A 23,806-nucleotide genomic window follows, 5' to 3' on the forward strand; every position below is an offset into this window, starting at 1 on the left:
TCGGAAAGGGTAATGACGGTTGCTGGTCGGCCCATGTCGATGCCCTTGGAGAGTTGGCTTCCACAGAGCCTAGCTCAGATTTTCAGCGGTATTTGTGAAACACCACACTAGTTTCCCTGCGAATATTAGCCTCTTTCGTGAAATTTGGCTGAGACACAACGCATTGCGTAGCCGTCTGTTTGGCTTCACCCCTTACTATGTTCGGGGGATGACGGTCCCGTCCCGCGCTTGATGCCACGCGGCCCCATGATGCCCCAGATAGCCAGGCCGACGATGGGCAGTGCCAGTAGTAACAGCGCCCACAGCGCTTTGGTCGCATCGGCTTTGTCACTGCGAAAGACACTGACAATGGCCCACAGATCGACAAGTAGAATGATCACCGCCACGGCGATCCAGAAATACGTCACAGGCTCGGTCATGACCGCCTCTCCTATTCCAAATGACAGGCCACGAAAACCATGGCCTCGTATAAAAGGGAAGCCTGCGTGCCGTTCAAAGTTCAGGCAGCTTTATCCGGCGTAGATGAATGGACGCCACGCACACTGAACCAACTTTGCCCGCCACACGTCCATCGTAAAACAGCACTCGGATGGCCCACTATGTCTAAAGATCCAGTATTCGAGGCGCTTGACTACCTAAGGACCCACAATCTGGTCCTGACCACTGCCGAATCATGCACAGCTGGCGCCATGGTCTCATTGCTGGCGGCAGTACCGGGTACCGGCGAAGTACTTGAAAGCGGTTACGTCGTTTATTCGCCCAGCGCCAAAAGAAGGCTCCTAGGCGTTAGCCAACAAACCATTGAACGCTACGGGCTCACCAGCGAGGCAGTGGCCTGGGAAATGGCATTGGGTGCGTTGAAGGACGGCGACGCCACGGTTGCCATCGCCAGCACCGGTGTCGCAGGGCCAGAGCCGCAAGACGGCATTGCACCGGGCACTGTCTGCTTTGCCTGGGCATTCGCCGGCGAACCGCTTGCCGTTTTCACCCGGACGCAGCGTTTCTTTGGTGACCGCGCAGACACCATCCGCCAGGGAGCATTGTTCGGGTTGTCACACCTGGTGCACTACCACCAACGCTGGCTGCGCGGAGAGCGCGCCTGAGGGCTAAGGCCGTGCGCGAAGACGAGCTGATCTCAAGGCACCACCCGGTCGAGGAAGACATGCCCATGCAGCGCCGTGTATGGCGCTTCGAGCGGGTTGGATGGTACACGCTGGTGCTGATCGTGTTGCTTGCCCTGGCCGGATTGTTTGGCAATGGTCCGCTCAGTGACGCCCAGGCCGTGAGTAGCGACGGCCGTGTAAGGGTCGAGTATCAGCGGCTCAGCCGTACAGGCAGTACCGATAACATGCGAATCACAGTTCGCGGCGCCCCCGGGAAGCCGGTCATACTGCTGCTGGGCGGAACCTTGCTGCAGGAGGCCAGTATCGAGACCCTGCAGCCAGAGCCGCAGGTGTCGCGATCTCATGGCGAGGCACTGCTGCTGGAACTTGGCACCAGCGAAGACGGTGTGGCCACCCTCTACCTGACGCTGCGCAGCGACTATGTCGGCACCCTTGAAGGCAGTGTCAGGGCAGGCCCGAGCAGCGCGGTACATTTCACTACCTTCCTGTACCCCTAGGAGCGTGACATGGACTCCATCCTTCGTGCGGCAGGCATGTACGTTGTCCTGATGTTGCTGTTTCGTGTGGCTGGCAGGCGCTCGTTGGCCGACCTGACCACGTTCGACTTCGTGCTGTTATTGATCATTGGCGAAGCGACTCAGCAGGCTTTGTTGGGTGAAGACTTTTCCTTTACCAACGCTGTTCTGGTGATTGCCACGCTGATAGTGCTGGATGTTGGTCTGTCGTTGGCCAAGTTGAATTCCAGACCTTTGGCACGTCTGCTCGACGGCCATGCAACGCTGGTGGTGGAACACGGACGCTTTCTTCACCAACGCATGCGCCGGGCACGGCTGACCGAGGACGATATCCTCGAATCTGCACGCGACAGCCAAGGCATCGAGACCGTCGAGCAAATCAAATTTGCTATCGTCGAGAGAAACGGCAAGATCTCGATTATCCCCCAGAACTGACATCAGCTTTCGGCCGTAGCAGATATTTCGTCAGACAGCGGGGACAGGCTGTGATCCCCTCCACCAGCACCATCTCGAAACCATGGAAGTGTTCGATCGGGATATCAATACACCGAGACCTGGCAACGGTACCGGCTCTCGCACTAGGAATATCGGGCAATGGGAGGCGAGAGCGAGCGGAAGCCATCTTCACTCGAACATCCTCGAACGGCCGGCAGAGAAACGGCCTTCCGCGATAGTCGGATTTGAGATCCTGATGCAGCTTAGTCGGCCGAATGAACATAGGTCGCTGACGCTAGCGTCCGGCCAATAGTGGCAACAAGCTCGTCGATGGACCAAGGCTTGAAAAGGTAGCTGAAAGGGGGAGCGACTGTTGACGTATCAAGTTGAAAACCGGAAGTCAGGATGGCCGGCAGCCCTGGCCATTTTTCATGAACCATGGAGATAAACTCCATGCCCTTGATGCAGCCGGGCACACCATGGTCGACGATCATCAAGGAGCAGGCACCCTTTGATTCAAGAAGTCGAATCAGGGCGTCTTCGGCGTTGCCGAATGCAACACAGGTGGCCCCCATCTCAGCCAGGATTGCTACCAGCACTGTTCGAAGAGTCTCATCATCCTCGACAACTACTACAGTCATTCCTGACAAAGACGGACGATCCATGTCGAGTTTCATCAGACTCTCCAACCACGATCAGGCCATGAGTGTTTCAGCTTCAGAACAATGAGTCGATGGCGGCATTAGGCCACATCAAATTGTGGACGCCAGGGCGGATGTCGCCCTGGCAAACCACGTGCCGACTATGCACTTTAAGGAGAGGCGGAAAACTTCTTCATATCAACTGCAGGCGCCACAAATTCAGGGCCCTGCCCTGTAGGGCGCCACCGCACTTTGGAGATGCCATAGCGCTCAGCCATTGGGCGACTGACCTTCTTGATCTTGTGCTGACCGAACCTGGGAATGATGCCCACCCCAGCATCGCAGCTCGCCCAATGCCAAGCCTCAACGTTGTCCATTCGTTCCTGCCGGATGATGAAAGTACGGTAATCACCGTGAAGTTCATACTCAATTACGTAAAGTTTATGTTCTGCCATTGGACTCTCCTCCATAGAATCACCGTCAATGGAGCTACACAGTGGGTAAAAAATTCCGTTTTTTTGACCGTACGGTCACGCCCCTCCGCTCAACAGCTAAGATGGCGGTCGACGCCTTTACAGCGAGTCGTGCTCTCGCTCGCACTGCTGGCCAGCTATTTGGGCTCGGTCATAAGCTTTCGCCAATTCTCCCGCTCGAGCATCAGCCCGTGCGAACAGGTCGGAGAGCACCATGGCGGCGCGGGTGGCTGCCTGGCCTCGGGCGATAGCGGCGGTATCCGTGCCGGGGCAACTGACGGTGGCAGCGAGCTTGGCACCTTCGTCGCGCAGCCGCTGGCCAGCAGCATCGGCGCCAGCAGCGCCAGCATCAGCAATCGTTCTTTCTTCATGCGCTTTTACCCTCGCCTCTTGCTGCGCGTCTGCGCTCCGGTGTTCTTCCTGGCGTGCGGATCGTTCGCCGATTACCGCGGCCAAGCGGTCGCCACTGTCCCGTTGCGCTGATACCTGAGCGCCCTTCGCCCGCTCTACCGATATGCCGTGCTGGTACGCGCCCCAGTGGGACGCCAGAAGCACAAGCACAATGGCAGCCGTAGCAGGCCAAGCACTCATGACAGAGCCCGCCGAATACCCTCATCAATGATCATCGACGGGTAAGGGTTACCGCCGTTCTCGTGGATGATGATGCCTAGCACCATCTCGCGCAGTGTGGCCGGGTCTTTGATGTCGATAGGGTCCGTTACGCGAACGCCCAGGCGCTTGGACACGGCAGCGGCGTAGGTCTGGGTGTCGTTCTCGTTGCTCGGTGCCCAACGGTTGACGGTTTCGAGCACGGTGTCGATCCCCTTCCCGCCTACTCCCGGCATCCCGTCCTTGCCGCGGTAGTTGATCAGCAGCTTGCCCAAGGCGCGGATGCCATTCTCGGGATGGTCAAATCGGGCGAAGCGCGGGTTTGCTACACCCACCTCCAGGCCGAGCTGCCCCTGCCAGGCGTTGCGCGGGTTGTAATCGATGTTGCCGGGGTTCTTGTTGCGGACTCCGCGAGGTGTGGTCATAGGTTTCTCCAGGCACAAAAAAAGCCCGCACTAGGCGGGCTTGGGATGGTTGCAAGGGTTTAGGCAGCAGGTTCTTCAGGCGCCGGTGCGGTCTCGGGCTCTACCGGCGCCTTCGCGGTGATTGACACCTTGGCGCTGTACTCCTTCAGCACCTGGGCTGTGATCACCTGCGCGGTCGGGAACTGGTTCAGGATCGCACGAGCGCGGGCGTCGGCTTCCTCGGCAGTGGCAAAGCGGGTGTTGTTCTCAGCGTCGTAGGCGTTGCTGAGGTTGATGGCGATGTAAGGCATGGGGTTTCTCCAGGCAAAAAAATACCCGCCGAAGCAGGTGTATTGAGGTTTGGGTTGTTACTTCCACCGCCCCGTTGCGGTGAAAGACCAGCGTGTGGCATTGGCCGTTGCACTGCGATAGGAGTAGGAGTTGAGCGTGAACTGACTGGCGGTGACGTTTGTGTACGTACCGTTCATGTTCACCAAACCGACGTCGTTCTGCGCGCCGGTACCGGAGGCGCCATCACAGGAATACACCACGGTTGGCGGCGCAACGAATGGCGCAGCAAAGGGCTTGGTGTTTGATACGCCAATACTCAGGGCCTGAGCCGGAAGCGTGACGAAACCTGTGACCACCATTGTGCCATCTGGATATTTGACGTAGGAGCCGTTGGCATTCGCTCCGCTTTGAAACCCATCGACAAACTGATACAGCTCGTCGAAATTCGCATTGGCTTTGAGCCAGGCACTGCGGCGGTCATCGCCGCCCGCGCCGGTCGGAGCTGTCCCAAGACTGATAGTTTGTTTGGCCATGTGAGTCCTTGCTAAAGATTGGGTCGTGCTGCGAAGAGCGTTCGACCGTTTGGATCAACAGGATTGATGCCGTCATTGTTTTCCGTATAAGCCTGCAGCACATCCCGGCGACCGTTTAAGAAACCTCCTATTGTTGCTCGCCAGGGCCAAGCTGTGCCTGCGCCAGGAACATAGGTCGGTGTCAATAAGGCATTGCCTAAAAAATAGTCTGATGCATTGTTTGTCCAAGGCATCTGGCAACTTGTGGCGTAGTAGCCCACGTTGACAATCGGGGTGCCAGCGACAACAAAGGAATTGCTTGCCGGCTGATTATTCAGCTGAACAATGTTATTGGTTGACGTGAAGATCCTCACATTCGCTGAGTCACTCACCGTTGCGCCGTAGGAACCCGCAGGCACAGGGCTTGCGGAGTAACTTGCTACAAACCAATCTACCTTCATGGCCTCCATCCACACGGGGCCTAGATCAGGATGCGCGTACTTCGCCACTCGCCACCCGGTCCAATTTCCAGGCGTTCCCTGCACATAGAAATTCTGCAGCAGCAAATGCCCGGGACCATTGAAGAACACCAGGGGGCGCTCAACGGTCGTGATCGGCGTTGGGAAGTTAAACCCATTCAAGTACGGCTGATCGTCCCTCCACGCAGGAAAAGTAAACGACCCCTGGTACATCACATTCAGGACTCGGTTGACCGAATCAATCTGTGATTGAAAGCTGTTAGTCACCGAGCGAATGCCGTACTCACCCGACGCTGAGAATGGCGCACCACCACTGGATAGCACCAGCACCTGCCAGGTCTCATTGAAGCCGCGTCGAATGGTTAGCTGGCCAGCTGAATACCAGGCCTGGGGTGACCAATTGGTGGTGGGATCGGTCACTGGTGCCAACCGATCCACCACCACGAAAGAATCACTCTTGATCTCCGGCACCGAAAAGGTTTGCTCGAAGCTTCCATTGCATGTCACCTGCAGCATTTTCAGCGACCGGATCGGCGTAGTGCCGGTATCGAGAGTAATCCTTGCGGACGCATCCTTGGTCCGCAGCCCATAGATCGTCGCCATCAGGTCAACCTCCCCACTGCCACACGCTCGATCCCATTCACGTCATACACATACAAACCACCGTTATTCAGCAGCGTTGAACCAGCTGCATCCTGGCCGCGCAGCGTGAACGTCCCTGCGGCAAAGTTGATCTCCAATAGCGGCAAGCCTTGGGCGTTCAACGCCGAAGAGCGAATGCTCATCCCGGCGACAATCTCCTGGATGAATGCCTTGTTGATCACCGCCTGATTGATGAACACCTGCCCGTTCTGCACCACGAACGGCAGGATCGTCTGACCATTCACGCCATCGATGATCGCCAGCCGCTGAGCCATCAGCAGGATCTCGCCCTCCTCCCCGTTGCTGCCGATCGCGATGCCCGAGACGACCTTGCGGCCGTCCTGGTTCGTCTCGACCTTCAGCGTGGTCTGAGCCGACACCTTGCCGTCAACTCCTGCAAGGACCTCACTGACCTGCTGCACTGACGCATTGGTTTGGCCTACCTGGGCCTGCACCGTATCGACGCGCCTGCCCTGAGCGATATCACCCTCAACGCGAGCGGACTGCTCTGTCCAGACACCGACTAGGCTGCCCGTTGCGCCAGCTAGGCCGGAGGCATCGCCCTCAAGCTCGGGATTCACCTGGACATAGAGCCCGTCCAGGCGGGTGGCCTGAGCGGTGAGCGCCGTACCCTGCTGCTTCACCGTGGTATCCATCTGGCTGATGGCCGATGCCTGGGCGCTATTCACGCCTTCGGCATCGGTAACCCGGTTGGTCAGGCTGATCAGAGATTGCCCCTGGCTGGTCAACGCCGTGCCCTGCTGAGTAACGGTGCTGCTGAGGCTGCTGATCGCACTTGCGTTGGCAGCGTCGGCAGCCGTTACTCTGCGGGCCACCATGTTGCACCAGAGTGCCCGGCCCGTACCGTCAGCTGGCTGAATCCGAGTCAGGAAACGCGCTGATACCGCGGTGACCGGGGCGGTAATGCGACCAGAAAAGCTCTGGAAACCGCCACCGGCCGAGAACGTGAAGGCGTTGTAGTACCCGATAGACAACCCCGCCTTGTCGAAGAACTGCATCTGGAAGTTGCCGGTCTGCCCGGCAGTCATGTACCCCCGATAGATGTCGGCAGAGAGGTCGAACTGCTCACCTCCAGTGGTCAGCACGTTGGCACCGATGCCGCAGAAGCTGTTCGCCGTAAACGAAATCGCCTTGCCCGCCGAGGCATGGGCAGTCACGCCAGCAATCGTCGGGGCCGCCGTCCACGGTTCCGTCACACCGTCCTCGAAGCTGCCACGCAGCAGCAAGTTGTCAGGCTGTTGCGCGATTGACGCCTTGAGCTCGGTGAGAGCAGTACCCTGGCTGCTCAATGTGGAGCCCTGGTTGGTGACAGTCGACTGTAGTGTCTGCAGCGCCGATGCATCAGCCTTGGAAGCCAGTTGCGTCAGCGCTGACTGGGCTGCCGCCGCTGCGTCCGTGGCCACCTTGTCAGTCACCGCCACCCAGGCGCTGCCATTCCACCGTTTTGGTGTGTTGGCGTTACCTGCGGTGTCGATCCACAGATTCTCGGCCTGCCGGTCAGCAACCACCGGCGTGGCCGTCTGGTACAGCACCTTGCCCTTACTGCCCGCCAGGTCAGCAGCCGCCTGCGCCGCCTGTTGGGCGGTGCTGACGTTGCCATTCGTGGTTTGCAGGCCGTTGGTCAGGTTGGTGATGCTGCTGCCCTGACTCGACAAGGTGTTGCCCTGGTTCGTCACCGTGGTGCTGAGCGCCTGCAACGCCGAGGCATCCGCCTTGGTTTGAGCAACCGCCAAGGCGTTGGCCGCTGCCGCAGTAGCATCCGTGGCCGCCTTGTCACTGACCGCCACCCAGGTACTGCCGCTCCAGCGCTTCGGCGTATTCGCGTTGCCAGTCGTATCGATCCAGAGGTTCTGGGCCAGACGGTCGGCCACATCAGGCGCCGCCGCTTGCACGATCACTTTGCCCTTGCTGCCGGCCAGGTTCGACGCTGACTGCGCAGCCTGCTGCGCCGCAGTGACGTTCTGGTTGGTGGCCACCAGGCTGTTGCCCATGCTGGTAATCGAGCTGCTGGCCGAGGACAACCCGCTCTCGGTCTGCGTCACTCGGACATCCAGCGCCTGGTTGGCCGCCGCCAGGGCGCCAGTTGCACGCGCTGACGGCCCTGCCACGAACGGCGAAGGGACGTCACTCTCGCCCACCCGCTTCTCGACCATGATCGAGTCCACCACCATCGAGGCGCTGGCCGCGGCGTGGCGGTTCGGGTAGATCAGCAGGCCGACCTTGGTGCTGACCGTAATGGTGATCGGGAACGTAATACGCGTGCGTTCCGTGGTGTACGGCAGGGTCACCGATCGAGAGGTTACCCCGTCGTACAGGTTGGCCATCATCGAACCGGCCGTGCCGCCCTTCACATACATCGACACCAGGTAAACCCCGGGCTCGACCCGGATGTTGTAGCTGGCCTGGTTGTTGGCCGGGGCCATGACGATGTAAGAGAACAGGCTATCGGTATCAGCACGTAGGGAGTAGCCGAAACCGGAATCGGCTTCGGGCACGGACATACCCGTCTTGGTCAACAAGGCGCCGCCGGTCACCGGCAATGTGGTGGACGCCAACCAGCTGTACTCACTGTCGAGCAGGTTGGCGCCGTTGCCGGCCAGATTGCCGATCGAAGCCTGCAAACCGGTGAGCGCGTTGCCCTGGCTGGTCAGCGTATTGCCCTGACTGGTGACGGTGTTGCTCAGGGTCTGCAGCGCGGAGGCCTCGGCTTTCGTGGCCACCTGCGCCAAGGCGCTGGCTGCCGCTGCCGCTGCATCTGTTGCCGCCTTATCCGTCACTGCTACCCAGGCCGAGCCCGTCCAGCGTTTGGGGGTGTTTGCACCTCCTGTGGTGTCGATCCAAAGGTTTTGCGCCAGGCGCTTATCAGCCGCCGGCGCAGCGGTACCATAGATGACCTCGCCCTTGGCACCAGCTTTATCAGACGCCGCCTGGGCGGCCTGCTGCGCGGTCGTCACATTGCCGTTCGTGGTCTGGAGACCATTGTTCAGCTGGGTGATGCTCGCGCCCTGGCTGATCAAGGTGCTGCCCTGATTCGACACGGTGGTGCTCAGCGTCTGCAGAGCCGACGCGTCTGCCTTGGTCTGAGCGAGCGCCAGGGCAGCGGCTGCGGCGGCTGCCGCATCCGTTGCAGCCTTGTCGGTCACCGCGGCCCAGGCGGACCCGGTCCAGCGCTTAGGCGTATTTGCGTTGCCTGTTGTGTCGATCCACAGGTTCTGTGGAAGACGATCCGCTGTCGCTGGTGCCGCCGCCTGGATGATGACCTTACCCTTTCCTCCTGCAAGGGCGTTCGCAGCATCGGCGGCCTGCTGCGCCGCAGCAGCGTTGCCAGTGGTAATCGCTAGGTTGCTGTTCAGCTCGGTCAGGGCCTGGCTCTGACTAGTGAGCATGGCGCCCTGCTGGGCGACCGTGCTGGTGAGGTTGGACACCGCATCAGCGTTGGCGGTGTCGGCCGCCGTGACTCGACGAGCGATGATGTTGCACCACAGCGAACGCCCGGTACCGTCCGAAGGCTCTGTGCGGGTCACGAACCGGGCCGAGACCGCACCAGCCGGCGCCGTGATGCGCCCGGTGTTGGTCTTGAAACCTGTAGTCGATGCCGGTACCGCAAACGCGGTGAAGTAGCCCAAGCTGTTACCGGCCTTGTCCGCAAACTGCATCTGCAAACGAGTCGTCTGTCCCGCTGTCATGTAGTTCGGCCAGATGTCGGCTGATAAGTCGAACTGCTCGCCCCCGGTAGTCAGCACGCTATAGCCAATGCCGCAAAAGCTGTTGTTGAAGAACGCGATGCCTTTGCCGGCCGACGGATGGGCCGATATGTTGGTAATCACCGGCTCGGCGGACCAGGGATCGACTAAGCCATCCTCGAAGCTGCCCCGCAGGATCAGGTTGTCGGGCTGCTGGCCAATCGAGGCCTTGAGCTGGGTCAGCGCGGCGCCTTGACTGGTCAGGGTGGTGCCCTGGCTGGTCACGGTCGAGTTCAGCGCCTGGAGCGCAGAAGCATCGGCCTTGTTCGCCACCTGCGCCAGCGCGCTGGCAGCAGCTGCAGCAGCATCGGTTGCCACCTTATCGGTGACGGCCACCCAGGCACTGCCGTTCCAGCGCTTGGGCGTGTTGGCTGCACCGGTGGTGTCGATCCACAGGTTCTCGGCCTGGCGGTCGGCAACCGCCGGCGCCGCCGACTGATACAGCACCTTGCCCTTGCTACCGGCCAGACTGGCCGCTGCCTGCGCCGCCTGCTGAGCCGTGGCAACGTTACCGTTGGTGGTCTGCAGGCTGTTATTGAGCTCGGTGATGCTGCTGCCCTGGCTCGACAGCGTATTGCCGTGGTTGCTGACGGTCGTGCTGAGCGCCTGCAGTGCCGAAGCGTCGGCCTTGCCGGCCAGCTGCGACAATGCCGACTGAGCGGCCGCCGCGGCGTCGGTGGCTACCTTGTCCGTCACAGCCACCCAGGCAGTACCGTTCCACCGTTTCGGGGTGTTGGCGTTGCCGGTGGTGTCGATCCAGAGGTTCTGCGGAAGACGATCAGCAGCGGCCGGCGCAGTCGCCTGCACCAGCACCTTCCCTTTGCCACCCGCCAGCGTGGCCGCGTCCTGGGCGGCCTGCTGGGCGGCGGTGACGTTCTGGTTGGTAGTGGTCAGGCTGCTGCCCAGCGCGGTAACAGCCGAGGCGTTCGCCTCATCCCCACTGATCCGCGCGGTACGCTCATCCACGACCGAAGACACCGAGGCCGACGGCGCGATCTGGCCGACGGTAATCCAGTCGATCTCGAAAACATCCCCTGCGGTGCCGCTGATCCACAGGTAGAACCTGGTGATCGTACTGTCCGACCAGTCGCTGCCACCATTGGTGAGCTGCGACATGTCCCACTCGAGCACCATGGTCTGCCCGACTGCCAGACCAGGGTTCGGGATGATCTTGTTGTACGCGGTCGACGAGCCGTGCCCGGCCGTGGCGTAGGACACCTGGCCAGTCCAGCCGCTCCCCGCGCGCCGGGTGATCCGGCAACGGATACGGTCGTGATCCCGACCTTTGATCGAGACAACCGGAGCGTTGAGGTACGCGCCAGCGCCGTCGTTCGTGACGATCAAGCGGCCGTTTTCAACCACCAGCGTGCAGCGAGTACCAGACCAGCCCTCAGTGGTGGAGGCAAAACCGTAGTTCAACGTCGAGTCAAACCCTCCGGATTCGGCGCGCAGCGTGGCGATCTGGGAGGCCAGGGCCGAGTCAGCATTGGTCCGTGCCGTGGTCTCGTTGCCGATCGCGACCGAGTTCGACGCAGTGCTGGCCGCCACGGTGTCGATGCGTTGGCCGAGCGCATTGTCCGCATTGGTGCGAGCACTGATCTCGGTCTGAATGGCCGAGGCGTTGTTGCCAGTCGATGCGGTGACTGTATCGATGCGCTGACCCAATGCGTTGTCGGCCGACTGCCGAGTCTGCGCCTCACTGGTGATCGCCGCGCCGCGAGCCTGGGCTTCAGACAGCAGGCCCTGTGCGCGGGCTGTGGCTTCGTCGCCAATCGCCTGGGTGCGCGCTTGGGTTTCGACGGCAATCGCCTTGTTGCGGTCCACGACCTCAGCCGAGATGGCCTGGGTTCGAGCTTTCGTCTCTGCCGCAATGGCCTGGCCACGAGCGGTTGCCTCAGCTGCTATGGCCTGGCCGCGGGCCGCCGCTTCAGCGGCAAGACGTTGGGCGACAGACCCCGCCTGGGTCGGCGGGCCGGAGATCAGCGAAACCTCCTGGCGCAGCGCCGGCGCAAGCTGCCCCGCCTCGACCTTGTCCTTGAGCGCATCAAGCATGGTCTTCACGTCAGTCGACGTGGACGCCACCACCTTCAGGAAGGCGCTAACGCCATAGGCGTTCTTGGCGCGGATGAAGTAGGCGTAATTGGTGGCGAAGGCCAGGCCGGTATGGCTCAGCGTCAGGCCCTGGCCCAGGTATTCACCCTGGGTGGCCTGTGGGTTGCTCGAGTAGAAGTACTCGTAGGTGCCGCCGTTCAAGCCGTGCTGCGGGTTGCTCGGATAAAGCGTGATCGTGTCGATAGTGGCCTGTACCACGCACGCTTCCGGCACCGGTGGGCCATCGATGTTGACGGTGATGCTGGCTTCGCCCGAGCGGGTCAGCGGTCCCAGGGCGGCCACGCTCATGGTGTAGTTGCCAGATGGCAGCCCAGACAGGGGCAGTTTGAGCGTCGTCGCCGGCACCTGCTGCGCCTGCACTGCTGCCGTGCCCTGGCGCACCGTGATGGCATATGCGGTGACCACGCCATAAGGCGCGACCCATGCCAGGGTGCCTTGGACGACCTCGGCATTATCTTCGGTCGACCAGGTGACACCGGTGGGGCTGCCCAGGCCACCCGTTGGCAGGCTGATGAAGCCAATCGGGTTGTAGGGCTGGCCCACGGCGTCGTCGAAGATGGCCGGTTCGTTCTGCGCAACTGAGACACTGCAGCCGCTGTCGGCGCTCATCGACCAGTCGGTGACAATGAACTCGCCAATGATGTTCAGCGACGGCAGGTTGACCTTCACCGAACGGCCTGGACGGCAGTTGTAGCCCATGAAGTTCATGGGGATCGACAAGGTGCCGCCTGCGCGCCGACGGCGCAGCTCGATGTTGGCCAGGCGCTGGGCCTGGTAGGGATTGCTGACGTAGGAGAACGACAGGGTTTCTGCCGCTTCACCGCCGTCGGCAACCACCCACTCGTTGACCGACACCTCAGGATAATCAGTCTCGGCCCACGCCTGCGCCGGGTCCACGAAGGTACCGCGCACAGTATTGATCGCCGAGTCATTGGACGGCTCAGTGCTGCCGGTGACAGTGCCGATCACCATGTCCTCGGTGATCTCGAAGTCATACGGGCCGTAGTAGGCACCGACCTGCAGCATCCACCGGCCACCGGCACGGATCAGCTTGCCGCCGCATGCCGACTCCAGCTTCTGCATCACCTGGGTGCGCGACTCGTCCGCGCCGATGACGCAGCCGGAACGGTACCGCGCCGAGCTGCTGCCGTCTGCGTTGGCCAGCATCTCGTCGCACACGCTTGCACTGCTGGCAAAGCTCGGGAACACGATCTCATCATCCGGCACGCCGCAGCGATTACGCAGGAACCAGAGGATGTGCAGCGCGGTGTTTTCGCTGTAGCCAGTGGTGCGGGTGCGGGGATCGTAGATATCCCGGCGCCCGCGGAGCACGAAGCGCACATCCGGGATGCCGGACGGGTACTTCTCCGCGCTGTACTTGAACGACACCCGCACGAAGGACAGGCCACGGCCGATCTGCGTGTCGCGCCAGTCCGGGCTGTTGGCTTTCAGGAACGCATTCACCTGGCCCGGGTTGGTGACCAGTTCGTAGGACGCGAACTCGCCATAGGTCTGGATCTGCTCCTCGCCCAGGAAGATCTCCTCCAGGGCATCGATCTCCCCCTCCGACAGCACATAGACCATGTGCAGCCATTCGCCGTCGGTCTGATCGCCGGCCTGCTCCTGGCCCCAGGCCAAAACGCCGCCGGTGCTCACGCGCCCCAGCACATAGCGAGCGGCCGCCTTGGACGAGCGCAGGGTCTGGCTGGACGGTTCACCCGTGCGGAGTGAGCCGGTATCAAGCTGGTCCTGCTGCGAGGCGACGTAGAACGCCAGCGCAGCACCCGCCAGGGCGCCCAACGGGCCACCCTGTACGAAGCCAATCACCGCCCCGACGGCGATCTGGGCAACTTTACTGACTGCAGAACTCATTCAACTCTCCACACCGTCAACGGCTCACACTCGATACGGCACACCCCGTCAGGGGAAACCGACCAGAATTCATCTGCCCAGAACACCGCAACGCCTCGGCCATTGGGGCCGTCGTACAGGGCTATGTCGCCCCGCTGGATCAGGCCAGGCTGGATGCGGGCAAAGCAGGCGTCCCAGGCGCCCTCCAGTGAGCCGTGCAGCTTCCTCAGCAGGCGCTTGGCGCCAGCTTCGGATGCGTAGCGGTCCCGGTAGGCCTCGGCAGGATCGACGCCACACACCGCCAGGGCGCAGTCGGCGGCAAACAGGCAGCAGTCAAATTCGCCCCATGAAAAAGGCCGCTCGATGGCGGCCTTGATCGTGTTGGCAAGCTGTGTCGTCCAATCGCGCTTTCGCATGGTCACTTCTCGTAGGTGAATTTCGGCGCATCCTTGGAAGCGCCCCAATAGATGGGCCAGTCGGCGATCTGGGCGATCGCGAAGAAGAAGCGGTCGTCCTGCCGGCGCGCGCGGTGGTTCTCGTCGGTCCAGCGCTCGGTACCGGTTCGGTTCCACTCGGCCATGCGGTCGATCAGAGGCACGGTGATGCTGTTGCCCTCCTCGCCGTTGCCCGCGTAGGAGAACTTGGCGGCATCCATGCGCCCACTGAACAGAATGTCAGCGCCATAGGTGCCGTCCTGGTCGAACACGACGAACATCAACTTGCCGTTGCGCCCCCTGCATCCCTTAAGCGAAGTCTCGGTGATGATCTGGGCGTCTAGGCCGTTGAGCGTAAGGTCCACCGACATGGGCGATCCCGAGTTGCTGCTCTCCTGCGACTGCCCGACCGCGCCGAAGCTGCCGACGCCCTGATAGGTGATGCCGTCGATCACCAGGTCGCCGGTCCCGGTGTGCGCAAAGACCATCCCGTCGGGGAAGTCCAACTGGCAGGCGTAGACCGCCATGAAGTTGCCCTTGGCGATGATGTCGACAACTGTCTGGCTGAATGGGAAAACACCGGTGGCCATCAGAATGCCTCTCGAAATTGCAGGGTCGAGTTCGAGACCACCGGCTGGGTGGTCCATTCGTTGGTGTCGTCCATGCGGCGCATCTCGCAGTAGGGGTTCTTGTACTCAACCGCACTGCCGGCCGGGATCACCTTGCGAATCCGCTTGTTCACGCTGATCAGCGCCTTGCCAGCGGCGTCAGAAAATGCGTTCTCGACCACCTCAAACATCTCGCCTTTGATGGTGATGAGGTCGCCCCTACTGAACACTCGTCGGCTGGCCAGCATGCCCTGCAGCTGCATGACGCTGGCCTGAGCAATGGCCACAGCCACCGCTGGCGCGCCGATATTGTCTGTGCGCGTCCGGGTGAGATACGGGATGTGCACCGTGCCAAACATGCCGTGCAGGCGGCCAAGCAGCGATGTCAGCTGGCGTTCATCCTCTTCGTACAGGAAGCCAAAGGTCATGGTGCACTTCCAGTAGGATCCAGGCTGAGCCACGATCTGCTGGGCATTCGACAGCGAGGAAGTGAACCCCCGGTTGTTGTAGACGACGCCCCAGGTGACCTCAGTGGGCTCCAGGTCCTCGGGCCATTCCTCCGCCATTGGGTCACTCCAAAAAGAAAGCCCGCCGAAGCGGGCCGAGCCTATTTACCGCCGCTGCAGCATCTGCCGCCCGGCGCCGTTGGTCTTGAAATCTCGGAGCATCATCTCGTAGCCGCCCTTGGCGCCGTCCTGGGCAACCTGCCGGACCTCCTCCTTGGTCAGCGAGCCAGCACCTCCGCTGAAATGGAAGTGCTGCGTGATGCCGCCAAAGGAGATCGAGGACTCCCCGCCACCTCCTCCAGCGCCAGCGGCCATGACACCGAGAGAACCATCCGGCCCCCGGTGAAGAGGCAGGATTGCTTCAGGCCCGGCCTCTGCGAAGATGCCCGCGCCCTGGGCAAAGGCGAACACCTGCGGGCTGTCATACACCCCGCCGGAAAAGGCAGACAGGCTCGGAGAGTCGTACACGCCACCCTTGGCATTGGGAATGACTTCACTGAATCCGGTCATGGTTCCTTGGCCTAGCGCCGAGCTGCCGCCGCTGAGGAAGCTGAACGCCGAACTCAGGAAACCAGCAGCCGCCTGGCGCACCTGGATGCGGATCAGGTCTTCGATGATTGCGTCCGCGAAGTCCTTGAACGACGCCTTACCGGTCTTGATGAACTGGACAATGCCATCCTCAAGGTTGTTGAACGCATTGGTGAACAGATCTTCGGTCTGGCCCGCAACATCGGCAGCGCTGTCGAGGTAATTCTCAAAAGCTGCCGAGGCGCCATTACTCCAGTCAGACTGAGCAGCGTCGATCTTAGTGAAGGTGTCTTCCTGAACCTGCACCAGCTTCGCGCCATACTCCTGCCTCAAGGCGATCTGCTTTTCGAGCTCCTGTCGCTGTTTCTCGTTAGTGGCCGTGGCCAGTTCGTCGCGCAGCGCCAGGATCTTGTTGTTGTTTTCCTGCTCAAGCGCCAGGCGAGACTGAGCACGACTAGCCCGCTTGTCTCCCATTCCAACTGCAGCAGCGGCAGCGTCGCCCTGCTGCTGGGCGATCGCCAACTGACGCCCAAGGTCGGCCTGGTACTTCATCGCCCGCGACAGGCCGGTTGAGGCTTGGACCGCAGTGTTGAACTGCTCGGCGAGTGCTCCAATGGCTTTGCCGTATTCCTCAGTTGTGATTTTCTTCTGCGCCAGCAGTAGATCAAGGTTTTTGGTCTGTTTCTGAAACTCATCAGACGCAGCGCCTACAGGGTCGTAAGCCTTCTTCAACTGCTGATAAGCGGTCTCTGCTTCCTTCAGTTGCTGATTCAGCTTCGTCTGCGCAGAGGTGGCGTCTTTCGTTTCCTGCTTGGCGCCCTGGTTGGCCTTCTTCTGTGCCTCGATCGCGCTAGCTGCCGAAAGAATCGCCTGGCGGTCGGTCTCGGTGAGATCGGCGTTCTCGGCGATGTAGCGGTTGGCGATCTTCATCGCGTCGCCATTGTCCTGCAGGCCGGCCAGTTGCTTCTGCAGCGTTTCCAAATACGTCTGGCCCGCCGAACTCATACCGACCTTGGCGGCATTGTTCGCCTGGGTGGCCGAAGTGTTCGCATCGGTGACACCGGTGAGAACTCGCAGGGTTTCCGCGATCAGGCTCGATCGCTGATCGGCGTCGCTGACGGCTCCAGCCTGGGTGATCCACTGCTGCACCGTGCTGGCCGGCAGTTGAAGCCGTGTCGCTACCTCCTGCAGCACGGGCGATAAACCCTGTCCAGACGCACGCGCCTCATTGAGGCGGTCGATCAGGCCTTGGTATTCAGCCAACTGCCGGTTGTACTGGCCGCCAGAGTCGCGCGCCGGAGCCGTTACCACAGCCGACCGGATGGACTGGGCCAGGTTGCCATAGGCGTCCTTGACCTTGTCGGCGGCATTGACCTGTTCTTGCTGCCACTTCACCAGCGAGGCTTCGCGCTGGTCCTTGTTGAGCTTGGCGAACTCTTCTCGCAACTGAGCAACCGGCTTGTGCAGGTCGTCTAGGCTGACGCCCGCTTGGTCGGCGTTGTCGCTGAGTAACAGGAAGCTGGCCGCTGCGGTACCGGCGAGCAATGCCAATCCCATCGGGCCACCGAGTGCCGACAGCAAACCACCGGTGGCGGCACGTGTCAGGTTGGCCTGGGCAATGGTCAGCGCCTCGGTGGAAGCCGTGAGCGCCGCCTGTTTTGGCAAGAGCTGGGTCTGAACCAGATTGAGCCGTTGCAGGCCTGTCGCGGCAGCTACCGAGGCCTCCGCCTGCTGTACCTGCGCCTGGGCATAAATGCGCTGTGCTTCAGCGCCTCGCAGTGCTGCCTGGGCGTTCTGGACCTCCGCGATACGCTGGGCCAGGGCGGCCTTTAGCGCCATGCCAGCCTTGGCGACATAGAGGGTAAGAGCCGCAGCGCCCGCCCCCCCCATGGCGACCGCCACCAGATCAACGTTGTCGGCCAGGGCGATCAGCACGCTCGACAGGCCCGCGACTGCGCCGGTCCGCTCCTCCATGCCACCCAGAAAGGTCTGAGTGGCGTTGCTGATGTTCACCATCGCGTCCTGCACGCTGGTGGACATGTCAGCCGCAGCCTTGCGGTTGACCTCCACGGTGCGCAGTAAGCCGGTGTTGATGTCATCGAGCGACAGTTTGCCCTGGACACCGAGCTTGCGGATCTCTTCGGCACTCTTGTCGGTGGCGGTGGCGATCGCGGTGACGATGGTCGGCATGGCGTCCTGAATGGACACCCACCCATCGGCCTCAACTTTGCCGGTCTGCAGCGCCTTGGAATAGGCATCCAGCGCGGAGCCGGCCTTGTCGGCGGCCGCGGCGTTGGTCACCAGTAGAAAGCTGAAGCTGTCGGTAATGTCCAGCGTCTGCTGGGTGTTGAAGCCCAGGCTGCGCATGACGTCTGCAGTGCGGATGTACAACTCTTGCGCTTCAGCCAGTGGCCGGTAGGTTTCCTGAGCGGTGCGAAGCAAGTGCTCCTGCACGCTCTGGTACTCACCAGCGCTGCCAGCGGCGGCCTTCATGCGATCGGACATCTGCCCATAAGCATCGACCTGCTGAATGATGCCGCCAATCAGCCCAGCGCCAGCAACCGCAGCGAAGGCTCCACGCATTAGCGCGCCAGCGCTATCAGCCGCTGCACCCGCCCTGTCAAAAGCCGAATCGACAGTGGCCAAGTTGCGGTCGATCGCCTGCGTGCTGCGCGCCACCATCTGGTCAGCACTGGCCAACTCGCGGCGTAGCTGGGCGGTGGTCGCCTCGATCTGAACAAGCATCCCCTGGACTTGTTGGTCTGCCATGCTTTTCTCCGGGCAATAAAAAACCCGCCGAAGCGGGTGGTAAAACGGGAAAACTAACGACAGTGCGTCAACCAGGCTGCCTCAAAATCGCGTGGGCTCATGCGGCCATCATTTTCGAGAACTACCATTTCCTTGGTTGCTGCGATAAATCTCCTGAAACCAACGTAGCCCCCAAACGAATTCTTGGAATTCACCTCGCCACAAAGCCCGTGCTGATTACGAAACTCAGCGCTGCCTGGATCTTTTAAGACTCCGCCCACAAATTCTCTAGCAACGCGCTGGTTTCTTATCTCAGCCATTGCGGCTGCACTTTCTGCCTTCTTCGCATCCGATTGCCCGCATGCTGCCATCAGCAGAAAAGCAGGAAGCATCAGTATCATTTTCTGCATTGGTCATTCCCTCGCACTCGAACAGGGAAGACTAACAAAACGCTAATTGGCCCGTCTTCCCGTCAGCGCCTGCCGCAGCTTATCCGCCACATTAGAGGCCTTCGGCTTGCCCTGCTGGCCCGAGGCCTTACCGCTGCCGAACGGGTTGGTCATCTGCGCCCACTCGATCCTGGCATCCATCGCCATGAACAGCTCAGGGAGCGGCGTAGACCAGGCCACATCAGGCGCCCAGCCCAGCCAGCCGGTGGCGATCCCATACAGCCGGTCGACGTAGCTGCCGTCTTCGACAGCGCTTACGCCGTCCCGGCTTGGTCGTTTCCCGGGTCACCGCCTCGCGGATTGTAGAGAGCGCCAAGGTACCTAGTGACTGACGGTGTCAGCCCTGCCACGCCTTCCTGCCAGACCTTCTCGGGCAGTGCTTCGGCAGCCTTTCCTTCCAGGCCAGCACCAGCGGCAATGATGAAGGCCACTGCATCCACGCCTACTGCATGCAGGGCTCCAGATGCCCCGCGCAGGCCGCCAAAGCGGCCCTCGATTGCGCGAACGGCCTTGAGGGTGGGCTGCAGGGTGAATTCCTCGTCACCCAGTTTCACGGTGACGGTACCGTGCAACGTATTGTTCATGGAACAGATCCTGCGTTGCGGGGCAGAAGCCCCAGGCGATTATGGGGTGACCGGTGCTGGCAGCAGCTCGAGGATGTCCGAGTTGATGCCGATGGTAACGTTGCGACGGACCACGTTGTCAGCAGCGCCAGGCGCCACCGTGTTGTTCATCACCTTCCCGCGCATGTAGAACGTGGTCGGGCTGATCGCCGGGGAGGCATCCGGGTCGCCGTCGTTGAGGGTGATTTTGATGTTGTAATCGCCCTTGCTGCGATCCTTGTGCGCAGTCTTGATGGCATTCTGGCCAGCATCGCCGTTGTCCAGACCGACGGTCAGTGTCAGGTCGCCAGCGTCGGCAGTGCCCTTGTACTTCCGCACGCGGCCGTTTTTCAGTGACGTGAAGTTCACGCTGCTGAAGGTATCGCCGAACTCGCCCAGATCCTCGATCTCGCCCACTTCGACGTAGGTGTCGGTCTTGTACTTGGTTTCGGTGTCTGCGCCGGTCTTGCTGCCGATGAAGAAGCGGCAGCCGGCGGCTGTGTTGAGGTTGTCGTCGGCCATGGGGGTTCCTCCAAAGGCACATTGGATAAAAGCCGCGGCGCGGCCGGTGGGTGATTCAGTGGGTGGTGATCACGCGGACGGTGATCGAGCCCTGGTAAGTGATACCGTCCGCGTCGCGCTGGGCGTCGGACTGCTCAACCCGGACGGAGACCGCGCGGCCCACCTCCAGCGGCAGCCGGCGCTCGTCGAGGGCCGCGATGACCTCGCCATTGATGCGTTTGACCTCGGCCTGGCCCACGGCATCGGACCAGACCGACAAGTACAGCAGGCGCGTTTCGCGCTTGCGGCCCGAGATCGGGCTGCTGTTGACCGATACCTCGCGGTCAATGGATACGTACGGCATGTCAGCGTTCAGCGGTGCGCCGTCGTAGATCGGACAGCTGACTTCAGCCTGAAGCCTGGCGAAAATGGCCTCCTGCAGGGCCAGTGATGGATCAGCCATTCCCTACTCCCAGGCTTGCCTTGCGCAGTGTGCGGCGTACTGCAGCTTCGATGTCAGCCATGACGTACTCCCGATTGACCTGCATTGAGGGGCGCAGCCATGGGTGGGCTGGCCTGGCCGGAATCGCTGGGTACTTGCCGAAGAAGTGCGTACCGTCGCTCTTGTTGGTGGCACTGCGGTTGCGATTCCCAGCGCGCTTGCCGCCGAGGTAGCCCTTGGTCCCGTACTCGATGAAGCGCAGGTAGAAGAACTTCCTGTTGTCGCGCTTGCCGCGGATGCCGATTTGAGCATCCAGGCCGTTGGGCGAAACATAAACCCGCAACGCGGCGGCGGCCGCCCCGGTGTCCTCGGGGATCAGCTGCCGCTGGGTCTCCAAGATCCGGTTCGCCGCCTCCAGCATCGCTGGCTGCAGCTCGTTATCCATCGTCTTGTGGATATTGCGCAGCGTCCTGCGCAGCCGGATGTCGCCGCGAATGCTCGACCGGCGCGCCATACGCTACTCCTTGGCTGGGTCAGCCTTCGCTGGCTTCGCGGCCTTGTCGTTTACTGCTTCGGCGTAGCCCCGAGCAATCAGGCCTTCGCCATAGGCATTGTCGACCTCGAACTCTTCGCCCTTCTCCCGCTCACCCGATGCGCCCGTCAGCGGGCCCAGTGCTCGAATTTTCATTGTTCACCTCATGGATTTGGGACCGATGAGCAAAGGAGCCTCATCAGCGAATTGTCGTTGTCAGGCAGAACTGCTTCGACTTTGTAGGTGACCCCGCGCCTTGTGATCCGCCAGCCGGCAGCTATGTCGGGGCGCGGCCTGGCGATAATCTCGGCGGTAACTACAGACGCCAGCTTCTCAGCTACTGGTGCCACCCTTCCGGTGGGGGTGCGAATCTCAGCCCACATGATTGGAGGGGTCGCCGGCAGCCATGTCACCGTCGCACCGCCAGACTTGTTCCGCTCTTCATGAGGGAACGCCACCTGGCAGCGGTTACGCAGCGGACCGGCCCTCATACACCCCACCCGATGCGGTGCGGGGTCAGGAGTGCCTCGGAGCCTTTCGGCATTTCAGTAGCAATGGTCCCGGTCACAACATCCTCACGGTTCGCGTAAAGGTGGCCGAGAATCAGCAGGCAGGCAGCCTTGATCTGCTTGTTGATGACCATGGGGTAATCGCCAGCATCCCCGCCGGCGACAGCCTCATCCAACGCCTGCGGGTCGGCGTAGAAGCGACGATTCAGATAATCCATCGCCTGCCCTTCGGCCGCCTCGATCAGGAGTTCAAGGTAAGCGTCATCGTCGTCAGGATCCCGCAGGTGATGCCGGACGATGGTCATGCTGATGACCGGCATATCGCTACTCCCTCAGCGGCTCGAACGATGCTAGCTTCCGCTCCACCAACTCCTCTGCATGCCGACGCGGCACTACATAACCCGGGCCTCCGCGGCGACGTAGTTCGCCCTCATCCATGTAGGACCGCATCGGGTAGACCTGAAGAGTTGCTGGATTAGGGTTAGCCGCAACCTGTTCCTCGCCAACTGGCTGGGCGATATCGTCGCCACTCTCAGCCACCGCCTGCCCGTTCTGTCCTACGCCTTCCGATGCCCCCGCTTCAGAAGCGGAGGCTTCGGCACTGGTGCTCAGGTCGGTTGCTGAGACGTTCGATCCAGGCCCCGAGTTTTCCGGTGCTTCTGGCCGTGTCTGCTCTGTGCTATATCCCGAGCCCGGATCAGTTTCAGAAGCGCCCGATTCGCCAGGATTTGGCGACACTGCATCACCAGGTGAGAGGGTCAAAGCCCCATCTTCAGGCTGGCTGCCGCTCGTTTCAGCGGTCGAGGCAGTATCCTGCGGCTCAACCGTGGACTCTTGTTTTTCCTGTTTACGTGCCATATGAGTGCTCCAGTGGGGCGCTTTTACCGGCGCCTCATCGTGGGAGGTTTAGGGGGTGACGGTTGTAAGCGGGCCGGTCACGAAAGCCTCTTCGCGATAGATCGCAAAGGCCAGTCGCTCTTCTGCCCGAATGGTCGCCATGTTTTTCTCGAAGTCGTCACCGTTCTCGGTCGAGATCAGCACTTCGATTTCCATGCGGTCGAAGATCTGGGCGCCGAGTTTGAACGCACCGACGAGGAAGTCGTTCTGTGTCATGGCCTGGGTAGAAACCACAGGGCGATTCCAGAGTTTCGCGTTGGTGCCTTCCTGAGGCTGGCCGATGATGTAGCGGCCTTCCCCGTCCTTGGTCAGCTCAATGGTCGCCCAGTCAATCGGGTTGAGCACGATGCCGTCGGATGGAAACTCGGCCAGTTCGGCCTGCAGCAGCGCCAGGCGCAGGCGGTCAATGCGCTGCTCGCCCACTACAGCTACACCAGCCGGGGCGGCGTACAGTTGAGCAACGGTCATGAGGCCCTGCAGGTTCACGCCGGTGCCGTTGCCGTAAAGCAACTGAGCTTCTTCCGCCATGGTGAGGCCGTAGCGTGCACGACCGTCAATATAGCTCTGCAGTGCCTTGGCATCGTCCAGCATCTGGCGGCTGGCTTTGAACAAATGGGCGATGGTCCGCACGTTCGCAGTGGCCAGGCCGAAGGTCAGATCGGAGTACGGCTTGGCCGTGTTCTCCGCCACCGTACGGGCGTTGTTGGTGAAGCCGGTTTCACGGACGTACTCGATGGAGTTCGATTCAGTGGTTCCCGGAGCAACCAGGTCGCGGACGGTCAATCGGCGTTGAGGCGGGGCAATGATCCCCGGCAAGCGCTGAGTCTGCACCAGGTCACCACCGGTTGCGGTGGTGATGGCCGCGCGCGGCACGGAGACCCGACGAGAACCACGGAAGGACGAGTTCATATCCTTCATTTCTTCGCTTTCGATCACGAGAGCGCCGACCGATTTCTGGGGCTCTTCCTGATGGCTGCGATCCCGGCTTGCGTTGACAAGCTTCTGCTCGGCCTCGCCCAGGCGCGCCTGAAGCTCGCCTTGCTTGGTCAGCAATTCATCGACCTTGGCGCGGGTTTCGGTATTCATTTCACCGGAGGCTTTGATTTGCTTTTCGGTCGCCTCGGCCTGGCTTTTGATCTGATCGCCAATGCCCTTGAGGCTGGCGTTGAGTTCTTTGACTTGGGCTTCAAAGTCCATG

27 protein-coding genes are annotated in these 23,806 nt (G+C 61.3%); 3 read left to right on the forward strand and 24 right to left on the reverse strand.

Going from position 1 to position 23,806, the window contains the following annotated elements; all coding sequences use genetic code 11:
• Positions 1 to 185: 185 nt before the first annotated feature.
• Entirely contained in the window at positions 186 to 419 is a 234-nt protein-coding gene (locus HU766_RS06645; protein WP_064492737.1) for a PLDc N-terminal domain-containing protein, read from the reverse strand.
• A 180-nt stretch (positions 420 to 599) separates the two neighbouring features.
• On the opposite strand from HU766_RS06645, the gene HU766_RS06650 reads away from it, so the two are divergent.
• The 3 genes from HU766_RS06650 (at position 600) to HU766_RS06660 (ending at position 2,074) form a co-directional block, all read left to right on the forward strand.
• Positions 600 to 1,103 (forward strand): CinA family protein, encoded by a 504-nt coding sequence (locus HU766_RS06650; RefSeq protein WP_186655238.1) that lies wholly within the window; start codon positions 600 to 602, stop codon positions 1,101 to 1,103.
• A 65-nt stretch (positions 1,104 to 1,168) separates the two neighbouring features.
• The gene (locus HU766_RS06655; RefSeq protein ID WP_186655241.1) at positions 1,169 to 1,621 is read left to right on the forward strand and encodes a hypothetical protein; all 453 of its coding nucleotides are present in this window, start codon (positions 1,169 to 1,171) and stop codon (positions 1,619 to 1,621) included.
• 9 nt (positions 1,622 to 1,630) lie between these two features.
• Positions 1,631 to 2,074 carry a YetF domain-containing protein gene (locus HU766_RS06660; protein ID WP_186654692.1) on the forward strand — a complete coding sequence of 148 codons (444 nt, stop codon included), beginning with the start codon at positions 1,631 to 1,633 and terminating at the stop codon, positions 2,072 to 2,074.
• Positions 2,075 to 2,337: 263 nt separating this feature from the next.
• Here the strand turns inward: HU766_RS06660 and HU766_RS06665 are convergent, their stop codons facing one another.
• From HU766_RS06665 to HU766_RS06775, 23 genes are all read right to left on the reverse strand, one after another.
• Entirely contained in the window at positions 2,338 to 2,751 is a 414-nt protein-coding gene (locus HU766_RS06665; protein ID WP_186654704.1) for a response regulator, read from the reverse strand.
• A gap of 134 nt (positions 2,752 to 2,885) precedes the next feature.
• Positions 2,886 to 3,170 (reverse strand): DUF6555 family protein, encoded by a 285-nt coding sequence (locus HU766_RS06670; protein ID WP_186654706.1) that lies wholly within the window; start codon positions 3,168 to 3,170, stop codon positions 2,886 to 2,888.
• 117 nt (positions 3,171 to 3,287) lie between these two features.
• The gene (locus HU766_RS06675; protein WP_186654708.1) at positions 3,288 to 3,779 is read right to left on the reverse strand and encodes a DUF2514 domain-containing protein; all 492 of its coding nucleotides are present in this window, start codon (positions 3,777 to 3,779) and stop codon (positions 3,288 to 3,290) included.
• The gene (locus HU766_RS06680) at positions 3,776 to 4,222 is read right to left on the reverse strand and encodes a structural protein P5 (RefSeq protein ID WP_186654710.1); all 447 of its coding nucleotides are present in this window, start codon (positions 4,220 to 4,222) and stop codon (positions 3,776 to 3,778) included. The genes HU766_RS06675 and HU766_RS06680 overlap by 4 nt, the downstream gene beginning before the upstream one ends.
• 59 nt (positions 4,223 to 4,281) lie before the next feature.
• Entirely contained in the window at positions 4,282 to 4,512 is a 231-nt protein-coding gene (locus tag HU766_RS06685; RefSeq protein ID WP_186654712.1) for a hypothetical protein, read from the reverse strand.
• Between the two features lie 57 nt (positions 4,513 to 4,569).
• Positions 4,570 to 5,025: a hypothetical protein gene (locus HU766_RS26150; protein ID WP_238338570.1), complete on the reverse strand. Its 456-nt coding sequence runs from the start codon at positions 5,023 to 5,025 to the stop codon at positions 4,570 to 4,572.
• 11 nt (positions 5,026 to 5,036) lie between these two features.
• On the reverse strand, positions 5,037 to 6,086 hold the full coding sequence (locus HU766_RS06695) for a hypothetical protein (RefSeq protein ID WP_186654714.1): 1,050 nt from the start codon (positions 6,084 to 6,086) through the stop codon (positions 5,037 to 5,039).
• Entirely contained in the window at positions 6,086 to 13,873 is a 7,788-nt protein-coding gene (locus tag HU766_RS26100) for a DUF1983 domain-containing protein (RefSeq protein WP_202883657.1), read from the reverse strand. Before HU766_RS26100 ends, HU766_RS06695 begins: the two co-directional genes overlap by 1 nt.
• Positions 13,870 to 14,268, reverse strand: a complete 399-nt coding sequence (locus HU766_RS06705) for a hypothetical protein (protein WP_095064311.1) — start codon at positions 14,266 to 14,268, stop codon at positions 13,870 to 13,872. The genes HU766_RS26100 and HU766_RS06705 overlap by 4 nt, the downstream gene beginning before the upstream one ends.
• 2 nt (positions 14,269 to 14,270) lie before the next feature.
• Positions 14,271 to 14,876 (reverse strand): hypothetical protein, encoded by a 606-nt coding sequence (locus HU766_RS06710; RefSeq protein ID WP_095064312.1) that lies wholly within the window; start codon positions 14,874 to 14,876, stop codon positions 14,271 to 14,273.
• A complete protein-coding gene (locus tag HU766_RS06715; RefSeq protein ID WP_095064313.1) occupies positions 14,876 to 15,460 on the reverse strand; it encodes a hypothetical protein in 585 nt (194 codons plus the stop codon). Before HU766_RS06715 ends, HU766_RS06710 begins: the two co-directional genes overlap by 1 nt.
• A 45-nt stretch (positions 15,461 to 15,505) precedes the next feature.
• Positions 15,506 to 18,697, reverse strand: a complete 3,192-nt coding sequence (locus HU766_RS06720) for a phage tail tape measure protein (protein ID WP_186654716.1) — start codon at positions 18,695 to 18,697, stop codon at positions 15,506 to 15,508.
• Between the two features lie 53 nt (positions 18,698 to 18,750).
• Entirely contained in the window at positions 18,751 to 19,086 is a 336-nt protein-coding gene (locus HU766_RS06725) for a hypothetical protein (protein ID WP_095064315.1), read from the reverse strand.
• Between the two features lie 42 nt (positions 19,087 to 19,128).
• Complete coding sequence (locus HU766_RS06730; protein ID WP_084296803.1) at positions 19,129 to 19,338, reverse strand: hypothetical protein; 210 nt, start codon at positions 19,336 to 19,338, stop codon at positions 19,129 to 19,131.
• A 41-nt stretch (positions 19,339 to 19,379) separates the two neighbouring features.
• The gene (locus tag HU766_RS06735; RefSeq protein WP_095064316.1) at positions 19,380 to 19,709 is read right to left on the reverse strand and encodes a hypothetical protein; all 330 of its coding nucleotides are present in this window, start codon (positions 19,707 to 19,709) and stop codon (positions 19,380 to 19,382) included.
• Between the two features lie 39 nt (positions 19,710 to 19,748).
• A complete protein-coding gene (locus HU766_RS06740) occupies positions 19,749 to 20,249 on the reverse strand; it encodes a hypothetical protein (protein ID WP_095064317.1) in 501 nt (166 codons plus the stop codon).
• Positions 20,250 to 20,304: 55 nt separating this feature from the next.
• Complete coding sequence (locus HU766_RS06745; protein ID WP_095064318.1) at positions 20,305 to 20,691, reverse strand: DUF3168 domain-containing protein; 387 nt, start codon at positions 20,689 to 20,691, stop codon at positions 20,305 to 20,307.
• Positions 20,684 to 21,184 (reverse strand): HK97-gp10 family putative phage morphogenesis protein, encoded by a 501-nt coding sequence (locus HU766_RS06750; protein WP_095064319.1) that lies wholly within the window; start codon positions 21,182 to 21,184, stop codon positions 20,684 to 20,686. Before HU766_RS06750 ends, HU766_RS06745 begins: the two co-directional genes overlap by 8 nt.
• Before the next feature lie 3 nt (positions 21,185 to 21,187).
• Complete coding sequence (locus HU766_RS06755; protein WP_177447945.1) at positions 21,188 to 21,358, reverse strand: hypothetical protein; 171 nt, start codon at positions 21,356 to 21,358, stop codon at positions 21,188 to 21,190.
• A gap of 8 nt (positions 21,359 to 21,366) precedes the next feature.
• Positions 21,367 to 21,693, reverse strand: coding sequence for a phage head closure protein (locus tag HU766_RS06760; RefSeq protein WP_095064320.1), 327 nt, complete (start codon positions 21,691 to 21,693; stop codon positions 21,367 to 21,369).
• Positions 21,690 to 22,031, reverse strand: a complete 342-nt coding sequence (locus tag HU766_RS06765; RefSeq protein ID WP_095064321.1) for a head-tail connector protein — start codon at positions 22,029 to 22,031, stop codon at positions 21,690 to 21,692. Before HU766_RS06765 ends, HU766_RS06760 begins: the two co-directional genes overlap by 4 nt.
• A 4-nt stretch (positions 22,032 to 22,035) precedes the next feature.
• Complete coding sequence (locus HU766_RS06770) at positions 22,036 to 22,569, reverse strand: hypothetical protein (RefSeq protein ID WP_143500741.1); 534 nt, start codon at positions 22,567 to 22,569, stop codon at positions 22,036 to 22,038.
• 48 nt (positions 22,570 to 22,617) lie between these two features.
• Positions 22,618 to 23,805, reverse strand: a complete 1,188-nt coding sequence (locus HU766_RS06775; protein ID WP_186654718.1) for a phage major capsid protein — start codon at positions 23,803 to 23,805, stop codon at positions 22,618 to 22,620.
• Between the last annotated feature and the right edge of the window lies 1 nt (position 23,806).

The organism is Pseudomonas sp. SWRI77 (assembly GCF_014269105.1).
Classification (GTDB): domain Bacteria; phylum Pseudomonadota; class Gammaproteobacteria; order Pseudomonadales; family Pseudomonadaceae; genus Aquipseudomonas; species Aquipseudomonas capeferrum.

Bases quoted from the DNA above. Each gene is read 5' to 3' on its own strand.
- HU766_RS06645 (WP_064492737.1), bottom strand. From the start codon at position 419: ATGACCGAGCCTGTGACGTATTTCTGGATCGCCGTGGCGGTGATCATT.
- HU766_RS06650 (WP_186655238.1), top strand. From the start codon at position 600: ATGTCTAAAGATCCAGTATTCGAGGCGCTTGACTACCTAAGGACCCAC.
- HU766_RS06655 (WP_186655241.1), top strand. From the start codon at position 1,169: ATGCAGCGCCGTGTATGGCGCTTCGAGCGGGTTGGATGGTACACGCTG.
- HU766_RS06660 (WP_186654692.1), top strand. From the start codon at position 1,631: ATGGACTCCATCCTTCGTGCGGCAGGCATGTACGTTGTCCTGATGTTG.
- HU766_RS06665 (WP_186654704.1), bottom strand. From the start codon at position 2,751: ATGAAACTCGACATGGATCGTCCGTCTTTGTCAGGAATGACTGTAGTA.
- HU766_RS06670 (WP_186654706.1), bottom strand. From the start codon at position 3,170: ATGGCAGAACATAAACTTTACGTAATTGAGTATGAACTTCACGGTGAT.
- HU766_RS06675 (WP_186654708.1), bottom strand. From the start codon at position 3,779: ATGAGTGCTTGGCCTGCTACGGCTGCCATTGTGCTTGTGCTTCTGGCG.
- HU766_RS06680 (WP_186654710.1), bottom strand. From the start codon at position 4,222: ATGACCACACCTCGCGGAGTCCGCAACAAGAACCCCGGCAACATCGAT.
- HU766_RS06685 (WP_186654712.1), bottom strand. From the start codon at position 4,512: ATGCCTTACATCGCCATCAACCTCAGCAACGCCTACGACGCTGAGAAC.
- HU766_RS26150 (WP_238338570.1), bottom strand. From the start codon at position 5,025: ATGGCCAAACAAACTATCAGTCTTGGGACAGCTCCGACCGGCGCGGGC.
- HU766_RS06695 (WP_186654714.1), bottom strand. From the start codon at position 6,086: ATGGCGACGATCTATGGGCTGCGGACCAAGGATGCGTCCGCAAGGATT.
- HU766_RS26100 (WP_202883657.1), bottom strand. From the start codon at position 13,873: ATGAGTTCTGCAGTCAGTAAAGTTGCCCAGATCGCCGTCGGGGCGGTG.
- HU766_RS06705 (WP_095064311.1), bottom strand. From the start codon at position 14,268: ATGCGAAAGCGCGATTGGACGACACAGCTTGCCAACACGATCAAGGCC.
- HU766_RS06710 (WP_095064312.1), bottom strand. From the start codon at position 14,876: ATGGCCACCGGTGTTTTCCCATTCAGCCAGACAGTTGTCGACATCATC.
- HU766_RS06715 (WP_095064313.1), bottom strand. From the start codon at position 15,460: ATGGCGGAGGAATGGCCCGAGGACCTGGAGCCCACTGAGGTCACCTGG.
- HU766_RS06720 (WP_186654716.1), bottom strand. From the start codon at position 18,697: ATGGCAGACCAACAAGTCCAGGGGATGCTTGTTCAGATCGAGGCGACC.
- HU766_RS06725 (WP_095064315.1), bottom strand. From the start codon at position 19,086: ATGCAGAAAATGATACTGATGCTTCCTGCTTTTCTGCTGATGGCAGCA.
- HU766_RS06735 (WP_095064316.1), bottom strand. From the start codon at position 19,709: ATGAACAATACGTTGCACGGTACCGTCACCGTGAAACTGGGTGACGAG.
- HU766_RS06740 (WP_095064317.1), bottom strand. From the start codon at position 20,249: ATGGCCGACGACAACCTCAACACAGCCGCCGGCTGCCGCTTCTTCATC.
- HU766_RS06745 (WP_095064318.1), bottom strand. From the start codon at position 20,691: ATGGCTGATCCATCACTGGCCCTGCAGGAGGCCATTTTCGCCAGGCTT.
- HU766_RS06750 (WP_095064319.1), bottom strand. From the start codon at position 21,184: ATGGCGCGCCGGTCGAGCATTCGCGGCGACATCCGGCTGCGCAGGACG.
- HU766_RS06755 (WP_177447945.1), bottom strand. From the start codon at position 21,358: ATGAAAATTCGAGCACTGGGCCCGCTGACGGGCGCATCGGGTGAGCGG.
- HU766_RS06760 (WP_095064320.1), bottom strand. From the start codon at position 21,693: ATGAGGGCCGGTCCGCTGCGTAACCGCTGCCAGGTGGCGTTCCCTCAT.
- HU766_RS06765 (WP_095064321.1), bottom strand. From the start codon at position 22,031: ATGCCGGTCATCAGCATGACCATCGTCCGGCATCACCTGCGGGATCCT.
- HU766_RS06770 (WP_143500741.1), bottom strand. From the start codon at position 22,569: ATGGCACGTAAACAGGAAAAACAAGAGTCCACGGTTGAGCCGCAGGAT.
- HU766_RS06775 (WP_186654718.1), bottom strand. From the start codon at position 23,805: ATGGACTTTGAAGCCCAAGTCAAAGAACTCAACGCCAGCCTCAAGGGC.